This window comes from Enterococcus alcedinis, from assembly GCF_014635985.1.
Taxonomy (GTDB): domain Bacteria; phylum Bacillota; class Bacilli; order Lactobacillales; family Enterococcaceae; genus Enterococcus_I; species Enterococcus_I alcedinis.
Map to the genome: position 1 here is coordinate 162,721 of NZ_BMDT01000001.1, position 16,285 is coordinate 179,005.

A 16,285-nucleotide genomic window follows, 5' to 3' on the forward strand; every position below is an offset into this window, starting at 1 on the left:
TTTCAAGTGCTTTTTTTATTTTACTGGCGGTCGAGGGATTCTCGTAGCTAAGTTAAAGATAAAGAGACTTCCAATCGTTAAGAACGTATCCGCAGCGAAATTGGGGATGAAACTATTGACGATAACTGCGACTACCACAGGTAACGTACTCGCTAGTACAACAATTTTGAAGTTTTCTAAAAAAGTTTGACGTAGTCCACGAAAACGCCCAAAAAGATTCGCGAATAAGGTGGTAAATAATAATGAAAAACCTAGCGTAATAAATGAAGGATAGAGGGCTATGAGAAATATCAAAGGAAATAACCACCAAGGTAACTGGTTTTGATTAATGCTTGCTCGTAAAGCTTCTCCGGTTAATTGCTGAATTTGTGGGTTTGAATAAGGAATTTTTAATTGATTCGATCCTAAAATTGTAGTAATGTTTTCAGTAGCAGGAAGCGATACGATTAGTTGATCCTTTAAAAGTCCAACACTTAAAAAATTCCCGACTAGATCATTTGAAATGGCAGTGGCATCTCGTTTGCCCTCTGGATCAAAAGTGAAAATAATTGAATCAGTTTGATAAATAAAGCCTTCTTGCGATTTATCCACTGTTAATTGATTGTTTTGAATTGTAAAATCAGGGATTTTTTTGGCGATTTCTCTCCCATCTGTTTGAATCGCTGAGAAAATTTTCATAACTTGAAATGAAATAGGGATGGCGAAAATGAGACTAAGTAGAATTAAATGACCGACTATTTTACCGAAAGCTAATGTTTTAGCCGCTTTTAATTGATCAAATTGACGAAATGAAGCTTTTACTAATTGAATGTATGACATAATTGAACTCCTCAGTAGTTTACGTAATATGTTTCATTTTAACGGACGTTACGAAAGAAGACAAGGAAATCCAATTAAATATAATCTAAACGAGACGATAATGTGAAAATAGTGAAGAATAAGTAAGTCATTTTGTATTTAATGTTTGGAATACTGACGAAACTGGTTAATTTTTTTTACTTTACTTTTAAATCTGTTATAGGAATAGAAATGATAATAGCCAACAGTTTTTCTTGGTTACTTTCTGTTTTGTTTGCGTATGTAACGAATCGGATTTTCGTCTTTAAATCGAAGGCAATTGGTGGCAAACAAATAACGTTTGAGTTAGTTAAATTTGTCTTCTATCGTGGACTTTCATTTGTCCTCGATATGTTGAGCATGTTGTTATTGATCGAAATTTTGCACTTTCATGATTTCTATGCTAAATTAATAACGCAGGTTATCATTGTGGTTGCGAATTTTTTGTTTAGTAAGTGGTTAATTTTCAAAAACTAAGCATATGAATTGATGAATTCACATATCTTTGATAATCTAAAGATTGTAAATACAATTATTATTAGGAGGAATTTTTTATGACTTACCAATTACCTAAATTACCTTATGCATATGATGCGTTAGAGCCACATATCGATGTTGAAACAATGCACTTACACCATGAAAAACATCACAATGCTTATGTTACAAACTTAAACGTAGCAATTGAAAAACACCCTGAGTTAGGTGAAAAATCAATCGAAGAATTAATTTCTAATATGGATGCGATTCCTGAAGACATTCGCACAGCAGTTCGTAATAACGGTGGCGGTCACGCAAACCACACATTCTTCTGGAATATCATGGCACCAAATGCTGGTGGCGAGCCAGTGGGAGAACTAAAAGTAGCAATTGATGAAGCTTTTGGTAGCTTCACTGAATTTAAAGCATTATTCAAAACGGCAGCAACAACTCGTTTTGGTTCAGGTTGGGCTTGGTTATCATTAAAAGATGGTAAATTAGAAGTAACTTCTACTGCAAACCAAGATTCACCAATCATGGAAGGCGCAACACCAATCGTTGGCTTAGACGTTTGGGAACATGCTTACTACTTAAATTACAAAAACTTACGTCCAAACTACATTGATTCTTTCTGGAATCTAGTTGACTGGAATAAAGCAAACGAACTTTACTTAGCAGCAAAATAATCGATAACATCAAGCTTATCATCTCTCTAGAGGGATGATAAGCTTTTTTTGGTTGCTATTTGAAAAGATATTTGTTATCGTGATTGAAGTTAATAAAATGATAAATGAGGGAATACAAATGAGACGTATCATCACTTACGGTACCTTTGATTTATTACATTACGGGCACATCAATTTATTGCGTCGCGCAAAAGAGCAAGGCGATTATTTAATCGTCGCATTATCGACAGATGAATTTAATTGGAAAGAAAAACAAAAGAAATGTTATTTTTCATATGAAAAACGTAAGCAGTTGCTAGAAGCCATTCGCTATGTGGATTTGGTGATCCCTGAAGAAAGTTGGGAACAAAAAATATTCGATATTAATCAATATAATGTGGATGTTTTCGTTATGGGAAATGACTGGGAAGGACAGTTCGATTTTCTTAAAGAGAAAACATCATCTGACGTTGTTTATTTAGAGAGAACGCCTGAAATTTCTACTACGCAAATAAAAAAAGATTTAGAATCAATGGGCAATAAAATAATCGATTAATGACTAGTAAACTTACGAATTCAGCTATGGATATCAGTTTACTAGAAGGTACTCTCTCTTAAGTTTTTGTTACAATCTGACAACAAATTTAAAAAAACATTGTATCATTGGCGGAGTTGTGGGAAAATTCTTATAGTTATTTCAGAAGTGAAAGAGGTGTCACATGCGTACGTATCAAAAAGTAGTTGTATCTATATTGAGCGCAATGGTCGTTATGATAGCTATTGTAACAGGCTATGGGATGAAAGTTTTAAGCGATGCGAATAAAGCAGTCGATACCATTAGTCAGCAAGTCGATCGTGAAACTAAGAAAAGAGAAGTGGCTGTTAGTTTTGGTAATAAGGATCCTTTTTCCATATTACTTTTAGGAATTGATACTGGGGCTCTAGGTAGAAGTGATCACGGACGTTCTGACAGTATGATGGTTGTAACGGTAAATCCTGAGAAAAAACAGACGACGATTGTTAGTTTGGATCGTGATATATTATCAGATATGTTGGACGGCGTTACATTTGATAAATTAAATCATGCCTACGCTTATGGCGATGTTGAACTTGCGATGGATGTTGTGGAAAAGCTAGTTGATGTACCAATTGATCATTATGTCATGATGAATATGCAAGGATTAAGAGATTTAATCGATGCTGTTGGTGGGATTCAAGTGAATAATAAGATTGACTTTACACTTGAAAAGGTCCACGTACCTGCAGGTAAAATTACTTTAGACGGAAAAACTGGCCTAGCATATGCTAGAATGCGTAAAGAGGATCCAGAAGGTGATATTGGACGTCAACGTCGACAAAGAGAGGTTATTACAAAAATTGTTGATAAACTGCTCAGTTTAGATAGTGTAAGTAATTATCAGAAAATCTTAAAAGCTGTTGAGAAAAATTCACGCACCGATTTAGTTTGGAATGAAATGCTTGATATTGTGACGAATTATTATCCGGCGTTTGAAAATATCGAACAAGCTCAACTTGAAGGGCAAGGCGAACAGATTAACGGTATTTATTATCAAATACTTGGTGTGAATGAGTTATTAAAAGTCCAAAATTTACTCAAAGAACAATTAGAAATACCAACGAATGAGGAATTAGAAATCGATCCTCAGTTCGAATATTCATTTAATGGTTTTATCGGCAATCAGTTTTATGATGATCGGGATTATAGTAGTGTCGAAAGTGTCGAAGAGACATTTTATGCGCAATAACCTGAAAATAGTATAAATTATATTGAAAAGAGCGTCTCAGAAGAGATGTCTCTTTTTTTTAATTATCCACAAAGTTCGACTGGAAATAAAGTTTCACAAGGTTTAGTATTTATTTTTTTTATAAACGTTGAATAATGAGCCTTTTATATCGTTGTTAAGAAGGATGTAATTTAATTGTGAAACAATTATAAGCATTTAAATTTTTGTTAAAGGGTGCCAAACAAGTCGAATCTTTGGTAAAATAGATAAGATATGATGTAAGGAAGGAATTAGTCACATGCAAAAATTCAAAAAGATATTTTCTGAAGGTATGCCAGAGGAAAATCACAAGAAAAATAAACAGAAGTCACACATTCCTTTTCGACTCAACCTTTTATTTTTCATAGTATTTGCTTTATTTGTCGCTTTGATTGTTCAATTAGGTTATTTACAAATTATAAACGGTGAGAGTTTACAAGAACGAATAGAAGCTTCTTCTATCAGGAAAGTTGAAACAAGTACCCCACGAGGGATGATCTATGATGCTGAAGGAAAACCGCTTGTTCAAAATCATGCCAATCCAGCAATTACTTATACGAGAGGATTAAATGTAACGGCTGATGAACTATTAAAAGTTGCAGAAACACTCGTACCACTGATTGAGATTGAAATTGATGATAAATTAACCGAACGAGATTTAAAGGATACTTGGTTAGCGAATAAAGACAATTTAGAAGTCGCTCGTGAAAGACTACCAAAGAAAAATGTAGATAATGAATATCAAGCTTTAGTTGATGCGGTCACGTCAGAAGAGATTGTTTTTGATGAGGAGCAACTGAAAGTGGCAACTGTCTTTAAACAGTTAAACAGTGCTCAGGAGTTGACTACGGTCTTTGTAAAAAATTCTAACGTCACAAATGAAGAATTGGCCATTGTGTCAGAACACAGCAAAGAGTTACCAGGTATCTCAACAGGCACGGATTGGTCGCGAGAGGTTCTTGCAGAAAATGACTCTCTTCGCAGCATAATCGGTAAAGTGTCGACAGAAAAACAAGGATTGCCAGCAGAATTAACGGATGAATATTTAGCGAAGGGTTATGCTCGTAATGATCGTGTTGGAACAAGCTTTTTAGAAAAACAATATGAAGAAGTTTTACAAGGAACAAAGTCTCAACGTGAAATCACGATTAATCATGAGGGGGAAATTCAAAGCCAAAAAGAAATTTTCTCGGGCGAAAAAGGCGACAATCTTGTCTTGACGCTCAATTCAGAATTTCAAAGTAAAGTCGATAACATTTTGAGAACAAACTATCAGCAATTAGTTGATGCTAATTATGCGACTTATTCCCCAGGAGCTTATGTAGTCGTGTTAGATACGAATACTGGTGGGGTCTTGGCAATGTCAGGCTATTACCATGAGATTCATTCGAAAGAATTACAAGAAGATACAATTGGTGTGTATAAGAAATCATTTGTTCCAGGGTCTGTTGTCAAGGCTGCGACTTTAACGGCTGGTTGGCAAAATGGTGTACTTTCTGGAAATGAAGTAATCTACGATCAACCGATTTATTTAGAAGGTTCGCAGATCAAAGCTTCGATCTTTAACCCAACCGGTAACAATAACCAAAATCTTTCTGCAAGACAGTCACTGGAAGTTTCTTCCAACTCATATATGATTCAAATTGCCTTGAGATTACTCGGAATTCAATATCAAGGTAATAGGATTTCTGTTCCAAGTGTGCCAAATCAAGCCAAAGCCTATGAACAACTACGAAAAGCGATGGCTCAATATGGAATGGGAACGGAAACGGGTATTGATTTACCTGATGAAGAAACAGGTATCCAAACACCCGTTACATACTTGTCAGATGCGAATCGCGATGGAGGGAAAATCTTAGACTTATCCTTTGGTCAATTTGATACCTATACACCAATGCAATTAGCGCAATATGTCGCAACGGTTGCCAATGATGGGGTTCGTTTACAACCTCACTTAGTTGAAGGAATCTACGGTAACAGCGAAGATGGTGGACTTGGTCAAGTCAAACAAGTTATTGAGCCGAAAGTATTAAACGAAGTGGATCTTTCTGCAGAGGAGTTGGCGATTATCCAACAAGGATTTCGCGATGTTGTAACAGGTTCTCATCCCTATACAACAGGGACGCGTTTACGTAATAGTAAAATAGAAATTGCGGCTAAAACCGGTACAGCCGAAGTTCTTGTGGTTGATGAGGGACGTACAATTGATGTCGAAAACTCCAATGTGGTGGCTTATGGCCCGGCGTCTGATCCTAAGGTAGCTGTTGCTGTCGTGATTCCTCAATTACAAGGATTGAATCGACCTGCGGCTCATTTAGAGATTACAAACCAAATTATGGATGCCTACTATGAGATGTTTATTAAGAAGTAATCAAGAAAAGTTTGTTTTACGAAAATAGGGGGAATATTGTTGAAAGAATTAAAGGTTACGGAGTTATCAAAAACATATGGAGATAAAGATATTTTTAACGAGATTTCCTTTTTGATTCATACACACGATCGAATCGGATTGATCGGTGTCAACGGTACAGGTAAGACGAGCTTACTCTCAATCCTTTCAGGAAAAGAAAAAGGCGATGGCGATCGTCAAAGTGTTTTCTATCCAAGGGATTATCGCGTAGGTTACTTATCACAAGCAACCGATTTAGCGGAAGAATTAACGGTCTTAGAAGCAGTCTTTCAAGGTGAGAGCGAACAACTAAAAGCAGTCAAACGTTATGAGGCAGCTCTAATGATTTTGGAACAAGACGGAGAAAATATTGAGGCTCAAAAAGAATTTCAATTAGCACAAGATGCAATGACAGAAAAAGATGCTTGGATGACCGATACCAATGCAAAAATTATTTTACAGAAGTTAGGAATCCAAGAGTTAAATAAAAAAATTAAAGAATTGTCGGGTGGTCAAAAAAAACGCGTAGGGCTTGCGCAAGTTTTGATTGATGAACCAGATTTACTCTTATTAGATGAACCAACAAACCATCTAGATTATCAAACAATTGAATGGTTAGAAGACTACTTGAGGCAGTACCGTGGCTCTTTAGTGATGGTGACGCATGACCGTTACTTCCTTGATCGGGTGACGAATCGAATTTTTGAATTGTCATATGGCCAATTACACGAGTACAAAGGTAACTATGGGACTTATTTACTAGAAAAATCTGAACGTGATCGTGTAGAAGGCGAGCAAGAAGAAAAAAGAAAACAATTATACAAACAAGAATTATCCTGGATGCGTGCCGGAGCAAAGGCTCGAACGACGAAACAACAGGCGCGAATCAATCGATTTGAAGATTTAAAGGATAATTTGTATCAAGTCAAACATTCAGAAGATATCGAAATTGACATTGCGACTCAACGCCTAGGTAAAAAAGTCTTCGAATTAAAAGATGCTAGTTACAAAATTGGCGGTAAAACTATTTTAGAACATTTTGATTTACTGATTCAATCGCGTGAACGTTTAGGAATCACAGGGGCGAACGGCGCAGGGAAATCGACCTTACTGAATCTCCTGGCAGGACGTCTAGAGTTAGACACAGGTATGTTATCTGTTGGCGAGACGGTTCGATTGGCTTATTATACGCAAGAAAATGAAGCAATGGATAATGATAAACGTATGATTGCGTACTTACAAGAAGCGGCAGAAGCGGTGACCCGACAAGACGGAACCCAAATGAGTGTGGCAGAGTTATTGGAACGTTTCTTGTTCCCACGACATGTCCATGGGACAAAATTGGGTAAACTATCAGGTGGAGAAAAACGTCGCTTGTATTTATTGAAATTACTCGTTGCCCAACCCAACGTTTTATTACTAGATGAGCCAACAAATGATCTAGATATTGATACATTAACGATTCTAGAAGATTACTTGCAAAGTTTTCCTGGAGCAATTATCACTGTTTCTCATGATCGCTATTTCTTAGATAAAGTGGCTGAAAAACTATTAGTTTTTGAAGGCGATGCGCAAATCCAACCTTATTTCGGATCAATTAATGATTATTTATTGGAAGATAGAATAACCGAAACTAGTCAGAGTGAACCGGTCAAAGTAGATGCAGACATCACACCGATTCAAAAAGAAAAGAAGAAATTGAGTTATATGGAACAAAGAGAATGGGAAACGATTGAAGATAAAATTGGTTCTTTGGAAGAGGCAATTGAACAATTGACCCAGGAAATGAATAATCAAGGATCAGATTTTACAAAATTGCAAAAAATTCAACAAGAAATTACAGAAAAAGAAACCATGTTGGAAGAGAAAATGAATCGTTGGGAATACTTAAGTGAGTGGGCCGACTAAAGAAGGGTGAAAAAGATGGAACAAGCTTATTTATCATTAGGTCAAAAGATTTTATCGGAAGGCAATTTCAAAGAAGACCGTACAGGAACAGGAACTAAGAGTTTGTTTGGTTACCAAATGCGCTTTAATTTACAAGAAGGTTTCCCTTTATTAACGACGAAAAGAGTCCCTTTTGGTCTAATTAAGAGTGAATTATTGTGGTTCATAAAAGGTGACACAAATATTCGTTACCTTTTACAAAATAACAACCATATCTGGGATGAGTGGGCATTTGAACGCTATGTGAAAAGTTCGGATTATCAAGGACCAGATATGACTAATTTTGGGCAACGAGCACTGATTGATGCAGATTTTAATGAAAGTTACCAAAAAGAGCTAGCGAATTTTTGTCAATTGATTTTGACGGATGAAATTTTTGCACAAAAACATGGTGATTTAGGAAAAGTTTATGGTTATCAGTGGCGTCACTGGGAGACTGCTAAAGGCGAGTGGATTGATCAACTAACAGACGTCATTGAAATGATTAAAACAAATCCTGATTCTCGTCGTTTAATTGTTTCAGCTTGGAACCCAGAAGATGTGCCGAGTATGGCACTGCCACCGTGTCACACAATGTTCCAGTTTTATGTGCATGATGGAAGACTCAGTTGCCAACTTTATCAACGTAGTGCAGATGTTTTCCTAGGTGTGCCGTTTAATATTGCAAGTTATGCGTTATTGACACACTTAATTGCGCATGAAACCAACTTAGAAGTGGGTGAATTCGTTCATACGCTAGGAGATGCCCATTTATATATGAATCATCTAGAGCAAATGCAAGAACAGTTAACACGTGAGATTCGTCAAGCGCCTAAACTCGTTTTGAACAGTAAGAAGCAATCTGTTTTTGATTTTGAGATGGATGATATTCAGTTAGAAGGGTATGAACCGCACCCGGCGATTAAGGCACCGATTGCGGTTTAATAAGGAGGAGTCATTAATGTTAGCAGCAGTTTGGGCACAAGATCAAAACGGTCTAATTGGTAAAAATCAAACATTACCATGGCACTTACCGAATGATTTGAAATATTTTAAAAAAATGACTGTAGGTAAAACAATTGTTATGGGGCGTAAGACGTTTGAAGGAATGGGGAGTCGCCCATTACCAAATCGTCAAACGATTATTTTAACACGCAATGTGAATTATCATCATCCAGGTGTAAAAGTTATGCACTCGGTAGAAGAAATTTTAGCGCTGTCTAAACAACAAGAAGAACCACTGATGATTGTTGGTGGTTCAACGGTTTATTCCGATTTCTTACCTTATGTTGATTGCCTGTATCGAACGGTGATCGAGGAAACGTTTGAAGGAGATGCCTATTTTCCAACTATTAACTGGGACGATTGGCAGTTGGTGGAGCGAACGGATGGCTTAGTTGATGAAAAAAACAAATACGCCCATCGCTTTGAAACGTATGAGCGCAAATAGTGGAAAAGGAACTAGTACAATTTTTGTTTTGTACTAGTTCCTTTTTCATTATTAAGTATTCATTCAGTTTTTTTTGTTTTGTTATCAGAATATTTTTTTGTAAAATAAACAGGTCTATTCTTTACTTCTTTAAAAATTTTACCTACATATTCACCAATAATACTTAAAAATAGAAATTGAAAACCACTTGATAGCAATATTAAAATAACAATAGTTGGGTAGCCCTGTACATCATTTCCCCAAAAAAGAGCTGATATAAAAGTATACAGCATATAGGAGAAGCCAATAAAAGACAATATAAATCCAGTGTAGAAAGAAAATCTTAATGGGATATTCGAGTTGGAAATAATACCATCTACGGCTAAGGTTACAAGATTTTTAAGACGCCATTTTGTTTCTCCGGCGAACCTTTCATTAGCTTCGAATTCGATTTCTTTTTTGTCAAAACCTATCCACATGTATAATCCTTTTGTGTAACGTTGAGATTCTCTGATGCGTACAATGCTGTCAACACATACGCGATCCAATAGTCTAAAATCACCAACGTTAGGTAAAACGGGTTCCTCAGAAAGCATTCCGAGAATACGATAATAGATATTTGAAATCTTTTTTTTGATAAAACCTTCTCCGTGTCGTGTAACCCGCTTTCCATAAACATCATGGAAGCCATTTTCCCATTCATGAATCATTTTGGGGATTACTTCAGGAGGATGTTGTAAGTCGGAATCCATAATAATTACAGCATCTCCTTTTGCGTAATCCATCCCAGCTAGCATCGCGATTTCTTTTCCATAGTTTCTGGACAAATCTACATATTTTACTCGAGTATCAAGAAGTTGTAGTTTAATAACCTCCTCAAGGGAGTAATCTGTACTACCATCATTTATGAAGAGAAATTCAAATGTATATTTACTATCTAGTGATTTAATTACATCATTCACCTGATCGTAAAAATGAGGGATATTTTCTTGTTCATTATACATGGGTGTAAGTATTGTAATTTTTTTCATAAAAAAACTCCTAATTATTTATCTTTTTAATCGAGAACTTGCTTTATATTCAGTAATGTTAAATTTAACTTCTTTTGGGATGTTATGGTACATTTTTTGTCTATTACTTTGTACGCTACCGTCAAGAGGGGTCAGATCATGTCCTAAAAATTCATACGGCAATCTTTCGAAAACAACTTCAGTCATACCGTTAGAGACATCGTTTTTTAATGCAGTGATTCTTTTATTTTCTGCTATTTTATTTGTTAAGTGCAGACTGATAAAAACAATAGATAAAGTGATTGTTAATAGACTAATAATTTTACTTGAAGGCATAGGGATACGGGCACTACTTAATAATTCAAAGAGACAGAGAACGAGTAATACATAAGAGGTCAAAATATTTCTGGGTCCAAATGGAGTTAAAACTAAAAAAGGACCAAGTAAAATAACTGCTGAAAATAAATAAAAATAGAAAATAGACTTACTCTTGCTGGTTATTTCGGAAGATTTAAAAACAGTGAAAATAAGTGTAAACAAAAATACGAGGATAAAAATAAGTTCTACAGCTAAGGTTAAGATACTCTGAGTAGGATAAGAAATATTAAAGAGATATCTTATTGCGAAATAAGTTGCAATAGGAATAGGTAAGAAAGCGAGAAATCCTTTTTTATTATTCAAGAAGTAAATTACTATCGAAAATGCGACAAGTAGTAAAGCATTTTCTTTAACAAATAACTCAGACCAGGATGTTAATAAAGTGCTTGTAAAATTATTGATATTAACATTTGAGATTCCTCTCATATTGTCTTGTGCATGGTAAGCTGTATTCATAAACATGAGTATAAGACCTAATCCAGATCCAACTAACCATGCAAGACAGCTAATAATCTTTTCTTTATTTCTAAGAGCAATGATTAAACCAATGGCTGCAAGTAGGACGTTAGCAATAGAGACATTTTCAACAAAAAACTGGCTAACAAAAGCTGAAATAGAAATTAGTATAGTAGAAGTAAGATTGGATTCACATTTTATTACTAAATAAAAAACTAATAAAATGAAAAACGTTGATACATTATAGTTTGCAAACCCTGCAAGCCAACCAAATGTTTGTTTATAAATATCAATGGGTATTAAGAGAAGTGCCAGGAAGTAATATCTAGGTAAGAATTTTTTATCAAGTAATTTATAACTCAAAAAAATTATTCCAGTGTTAATCCCTGCATAGAAGAATAAACGAAGGAACATATTTCTTGTTATTATCATTTCTATTATATTGCCTATATATCTACCATTGTAATTGTCGAAACCTGTTTGTAACCGCTGAATACCTATCTCTCCTCCCCAGGCCCAATCATCTCCTGAGTGGATAAGAAGACGTCCGATGATGAGATATACGGAAAAAATTAAGAGTAATTCAATTACTAAATTAAGTGATTTATTATTATTTTTGATCATTGTACAGCTCCATTCAGTTAAAGTTTTTGACTTTATTGTAACATTTTTCTCTATAGGTGTCATTAAACTATTAAAACAATGAGATCAATACAATAAAAGGGGACTTGTAAAGAAGTGAAAAAATGTTTAAACTAGTATTAGTTTTAGGAAAAATAGAAAGTAGTGAAGTTATGTTTGCTTTAAAAAACTCTAAATACTATGAAATCGTGAGTTATTTGTTAATTGGGGTTCTAACGACTGTTGTTTATTTTATTGTAAGATTTTCAGTTTTTTCTTTGACTGAAGCAGGGATTATTTCCGTTATTGTAGCGCAAATTGCAGCGATTCTCTTTGCATTTGTTACCAATAAGGTGATTGTTTTTAAAAATAAGGCTCAATCTATACGAGAATTTTTTGTTCAATTTGTGACTTTTTGCTTGGCTCGAGGATTCGTTTTTATGTTAGATATTGGGATTACGTTAGTAACAGTAGAATTATACAGTGACTTTTTTATAACTATACTGAGGTTAAATGAAATCAATTTTGGGAAAGGTCTGTTTTCTTGGTCAGTATTATCTAATTATATCGGTAATGCTGTAAATTTAAATGCTTTTATTTTTGCACTGATAACTCAAGTGTTGGCGATAATTATTAATTATATACTAAGTAAATACTTTGTTTTTAAAAAAAAGTAGTACATTATGCAGGGGTAATACATAAAAATCATATTGGAAATAGTCTTGTTGATAATAAAAAGTCGGTAGTCTACAATTTCTTTCGAAAGGTAGACTACCGATTTTTTGTATTGATTTCTTTCTACAATACCAATTGTTGATTGATTAATACTGTAATTACGATAGTAGTTTTTTTATGAACTGATTAACTTCACGTGACACAAGTTGATTGAAATTCAAATAAGATTTGATTTATATATCCAAAAAATAATCTATGAAATCTCTTCTAAAAATAGTGAGCTTATCGGGAATAATAAGTCTCTGTCCAGGTGCTTTTTTACTATGTATAAAACAAGATAGAAAAATAAATTAAGCCGGCACCAAGCATCACGAAAAGATGCCAAACGACGTGCATATATGGTACTTTTTTTAGCCCATAAAATAACGCACCGACAGTGTATGCAACCCCTCCGCTTGCGAGTAGGAAAGTCCCCCAAAACCCAAGGGCTTGCGTTAACGGGTAAAATGTCAGTAGGCAAAGCCAACCCATAACAATATAGATGCGAGTTGAGATTTTGTCGCCTTCTTTTTTCCGGTGTAAAGTTAATGATTTATAGATAACCCCACCGACTGCTAGCGTCCAAATCAAGCCGAAAAGTGTCCAACCAACCCAGCCTCGCAGACTAATAAAACAAAAAGGTGTATAGCTACCTGCAATGAGTAAGAAAATCGAACTATGATCAAAAACTTGGAATACTTTTTTAGCTTTAGTAAACATCAGGCTATGAAAAAGTGTCGAGAATAAAAAAAGTAAGATCATCGTTGAACCGTAAATTGCATAGGAAACAATATGCATCGGATCACCTAAGCGTGCGCCTTTAACAAGTAAAATAACTAGTCCTGCAATACTCAAACCAAAAGCGATACCGTGTGTAACGGCATTTAAGACCTCATTAATAATTAAGTAGCTTCGATTTGTTTTCATAAATTCCATAAAACCACCTCAACTTAGATTAATTGATGAAAAATTGAATATTTTTTGTTATACTAATGAATAGAATATCCAAATCTATTTTAACACGAATCTAAACTGTTTTAAAAGAAAGAGTGAATAAAGAATGAGAAAACTTAAAATCGTGACGGATTCATCTTGTACAATGGATCCTAAATTAATTAATCAGCTGGAGATTAATGTTGTACCCCTATCGGTGATGATTAATGATACTATTTATACAGATGATGAAACACTAGGGGCAGAGAAATTTATGACCCTAATGGCTTCAGCGAAAGATTTGCCAAAAACTAGTCAGCCACCGATTGGCAAATTTGCAGAACTTTATGATGAACTGGGTGAAGATGGTAGCGACGTGTTATCAATTCATATGACAAAAGCGTTAAGTGGTACAGTAGAAGCTGCGAGACAAGCAAGTCAATTATCAAAGACACATGTCGTTGTGATTGATTCTGATACGACGGATCAAGCCTTATCTTTTGCAGTCATTAAGGCAGCCGAATTAGCACAAGCCGGTCAAAGCTTAGAAGAGGTCTTACCGGTTGTTGAAAATATCTTGGCTCACACGAAGTTATATATTGGTCTATCTTCGCTCGAAAATTTAGTTAAAGGTGGCCGAATTAGTCGTGCACAAGGCATGTTGTCAAGTTTCTTAAATATGCGTGTTGTAATGGAACTAAAGAATGCTGAGTTGGTTCCGTTAATCAAAGGGCGGGGAAACAAAACTTTTTCTAAGTGGTTTGAAGGGTTTAAAGAAGAATTAAATCAGACTCCAAATCTTAAACAAGTCGCAATATCTTATGCTGGAGATGCTGAACCATGGCAAAAATATGCAGATGTACTTCGAGAAGCTTTCCCACAAGTGAATGTAACAATCTTTCATACAACACCAGTGATTGCGACTCATACAGGCAGTGGAGCATTTGCAATGATGTACTATTCTGAATAATAAACTAGCTGTGACCAATTGATTGTCGCAGCTCTTTTTTTCAAACTTTTTAATAAAAAGCTAAAATTATGACTGATAAGTCTTATTTAAGCGGATAATCCTTCATAATCTGTTAAAATAACAATAAAAACAACAGAAAGGCGGGAGGAAAATGAATTTTAATCGGTTATTGAAAACAGTCTTCCTAACAGGATTGTTAATCTTGCTTAGTTTTTCATTTTTTAATGTGCTTATCCCGACAGCTACTTCACGTTTGGATATGAAGCCAAAAGAAATAATAAGCCCACAAAAACAAAGGATTCAACTTGTTGCGGTTGGTGATTCACTCACGCAAGGAGTAGGCGATGAAACGAATAAAGGTGGATTTGTCCCTTTACTCGCCAATAGCTTGGAAACAAAATTTCCAGTCAATCCTGTTGAAATCGAAAATTTTGGTGTTTCGGGTAATCGTAGTCCACAGATTTTAAAACGTGTTAAATCGGATGAAAAATTGCAGAAAAATTTAGAAACAGCTGATATTATTACGTTAACGGTGGGTGGAAATGACTTAATGCGCGTCATTCAAAATAATATTCTAGGTTTGTCTGTGGATACATTTAAAAAACCTGGTGAAAAATATCAAAAAAACTTGCAAGAATTATTGGATGAGATTCGAACGTACAATTCGAAAGCCCCCATTTATGTTTTAGGAATTTATAATCCATTTTATATTTATTTTCCAGAAATCACTGAAATGCAAGAGATTGTCAATAATTGGAATCGTTTGACAGAATCGGTTGTTGATCAAGAAGATCAGACGTATTTCGTACCGATTAATGATTTGATTTATCAAGGGATTTTTGATACGAACGATGCGACTGTTGAAGAAGAGGTAGATGCTTCAACGCTAAATGATTTACGTAATAACGCGCTTTATGAAGAAGATAAATTTCATCCCAATTTTAACGGGTATCAATTAATTTCTATGGCATTTTTAGAAAAAATAACAGAAACATCGGATGACTGGTTGACGGAGGTAGAAAGAGATGAGTAATGAGTCGCAAGAAAAAAAAGTTAAAAAGATTAACTGGCGCAAAATAAATGGTTGGAAAATCGCCTTTATTGTCTTATTCAGCCTTCTAATGGGGAGTAGTTTAGTTATCGTGAATCGTATGACTCAAGAACGAGAAGATCTTTCAACTCTTGCTAAAAATGAACTTGCATTAGCAGGGGAACCTTTATTGGATATTCGAAGTCAAAAAGCACAAATTAATAAAATTGTGTCGGTTTACCTAGAAGATTTACAAAAGGATAGTAAAAAAGGGCAAGATCAAAATTATCAATTTATTTTGAAAAATGAAGCATTGATTTCAGGGGAATTCGATTTATTAGGCTTTCCCTTGCGATTTTATTTATACTTGAATCCATTTGTGATGGATGATGGGAATGTTCAATTGAAGGCTAAAAGTCTATCGGTAGGTGCATTAAATCTACCAATCGCTCAGGTCTTAAGGATGATTGCTAAAGCACCTCAAATACCAAAGTGGGTAGAAGTTGATCCGAAGTCGGAAGTCATCGTTTTACGATTAGATCAATTTCAATTATCGAATGGTCTTTATTTACGAGCTAAAAAAATTAATTTAGTTGAAGATGAAATTGAATTTAGCATTTACTTGGCAGAAAAATCAACTTCAGCTGAAAAAAGTAAGGAGTAGAA

16 protein-coding genes are annotated in these 16,285 nt (G+C 34.9%); 12 read left to right on the forward strand and 4 right to left on the reverse strand.

The genetic code is table 11. The features are described 5' to 3' along the window. Window positions 1-15 precede the first annotated feature (15 nt). Window positions 16-819 carry a DUF1189 domain-containing protein gene (locus IEV09_RS00830; RefSeq protein ID WP_188366366.1) on the reverse strand — a complete coding sequence of 268 codons (804 nt, stop codon included), beginning with the start codon at window positions 817-819 and terminating at the stop codon, window positions 16-18. A gap of 141 nt (window positions 820-960) precedes the next feature. Between IEV09_RS00830 and IEV09_RS00835 the strand changes: the two genes are divergently transcribed. The 8 genes from IEV09_RS00835 (at window position 961) to IEV09_RS00870 (ending at window position 9,528) form a co-directional block, all read left to right on the forward strand. Then, entirely contained in the window at window positions 961-1,314 is a 354-nt protein-coding gene (locus tag IEV09_RS00835) for a GtrA family protein (protein ID WP_188366745.1), read from the forward strand. 77 nt (window positions 1,315-1,391) lie between these two features. Further along, window positions 1,392-2,000, forward strand: a complete 609-nt coding sequence (locus IEV09_RS00840; RefSeq protein WP_188366367.1) for a superoxide dismutase — start codon at window positions 1,392-1,394, stop codon at window positions 1,998-2,000. Window positions 2,001-2,118: 118 nt separating this feature from the next. After that, the gene (gene tagD, locus IEV09_RS00845) at window positions 2,119-2,535 is read left to right on the forward strand and encodes a glycerol-3-phosphate cytidylyltransferase (protein WP_188366368.1); all 417 of its coding nucleotides are present in this window, start codon (window positions 2,119-2,121) and stop codon (window positions 2,533-2,535) included. Window positions 2,536-2,698: 163 nt separating this feature from the next. Continuing rightward, on the forward strand, window positions 2,699-3,745 hold the full coding sequence (locus IEV09_RS00850; protein WP_188366369.1) for an LCP family glycopolymer transferase: 1,047 nt from the start codon (window positions 2,699-2,701) through the stop codon (window positions 3,743-3,745). A 277-nt stretch (window positions 3,746-4,022) separates the two neighbouring features. Then, a complete protein-coding gene (locus IEV09_RS00855) occupies window positions 4,023-6,134 on the forward strand; it encodes a penicillin-binding transpeptidase domain-containing protein (protein WP_188366370.1) in 2,112 nt (703 codons plus the stop codon). A gap of 39 nt (window positions 6,135-6,173) precedes the next feature. After that, entirely contained in the window at window positions 6,174-8,060 is a 1,887-nt protein-coding gene (locus IEV09_RS00860) for an ABC-F family ATP-binding cassette domain-containing protein (protein ID WP_306450154.1), read from the forward strand. Between the two features lie 15 nt (window positions 8,061-8,075). Then, complete coding sequence (locus tag IEV09_RS00865; RefSeq protein ID WP_188366372.1) at window positions 8,076-9,023, forward strand: thymidylate synthase; 948 nt, start codon at window positions 8,076-8,078, stop codon at window positions 9,021-9,023. Window positions 9,024-9,039: 16 nt separating this feature from the next. Further along, window positions 9,040-9,528, forward strand: coding sequence for a dihydrofolate reductase (locus IEV09_RS00870; RefSeq protein ID WP_188366373.1), 489 nt, complete (start codon window positions 9,040-9,042; stop codon window positions 9,526-9,528). A 59-nt stretch (window positions 9,529-9,587) separates the two neighbouring features. Here the strand turns inward: IEV09_RS00870 and IEV09_RS00875 are convergent, their stop codons facing one another. After that, a complete protein-coding gene (locus tag IEV09_RS00875; protein ID WP_188366374.1) occupies window positions 9,588-10,538 on the reverse strand; it encodes a glycosyltransferase family 2 protein in 951 nt (316 codons plus the stop codon). Window positions 10,539-10,556: 18 nt separating this feature from the next. Further along, complete coding sequence (locus IEV09_RS00880; RefSeq protein ID WP_188366375.1) at window positions 10,557-11,975, reverse strand: hypothetical protein; 1,419 nt, start codon at window positions 11,973-11,975, stop codon at window positions 10,557-10,559. Between the two features lie 122 nt (window positions 11,976-12,097). Here IEV09_RS00880 and IEV09_RS00885 point away from each other — a divergent pair, with 122 nt between their 5' ends. Next, window positions 12,098-12,649, forward strand: a complete 552-nt coding sequence (locus tag IEV09_RS00885) for a GtrA family protein (protein ID WP_188366376.1) — start codon at window positions 12,098-12,100, stop codon at window positions 12,647-12,649. Window positions 12,650-12,968: 319 nt separating this feature from the next. Here the strand turns inward: IEV09_RS00885 and trhA are convergent, their stop codons facing one another. Next, window positions 12,969-13,622 carry a PAQR family membrane homeostasis protein TrhA gene (trhA, locus tag IEV09_RS00890; protein ID WP_188366377.1) on the reverse strand — a complete coding sequence of 218 codons (654 nt, stop codon included), beginning with the start codon at window positions 13,620-13,622 and terminating at the stop codon, window positions 12,969-12,971. Between the two features lie 124 nt (window positions 13,623-13,746). Between trhA and fakB the strand changes: the two genes are divergently transcribed. The 3 genes from fakB (at window position 13,747) to IEV09_RS00905 (ending at window position 16,283) form a co-directional block, all read left to right on the forward strand. Beyond that, window positions 13,747-14,589, forward strand: coding sequence for a DegV family protein (gene fakB / locus IEV09_RS00895; protein ID WP_188366378.1), 843 nt, complete (start codon window positions 13,747-13,749; stop codon window positions 14,587-14,589). A gap of 151 nt (window positions 14,590-14,740) precedes the next feature. Then, the gene (locus tag IEV09_RS00900) at window positions 14,741-15,622 is read left to right on the forward strand and encodes an SGNH/GDSL hydrolase family protein (protein ID WP_188366379.1); all 882 of its coding nucleotides are present in this window, start codon (window positions 14,741-14,743) and stop codon (window positions 15,620-15,622) included. Beyond that, window positions 15,615-16,283 (forward strand): YpmS family protein, encoded by a 669-nt coding sequence (locus IEV09_RS00905; protein WP_188366380.1) that lies wholly within the window; start codon window positions 15,615-15,617, stop codon window positions 16,281-16,283. Before IEV09_RS00900 ends, IEV09_RS00905 begins: the two co-directional genes overlap by 8 nt. The last annotated feature ends 2 nt before the right edge of the window (window positions 16,284-16,285 follow it).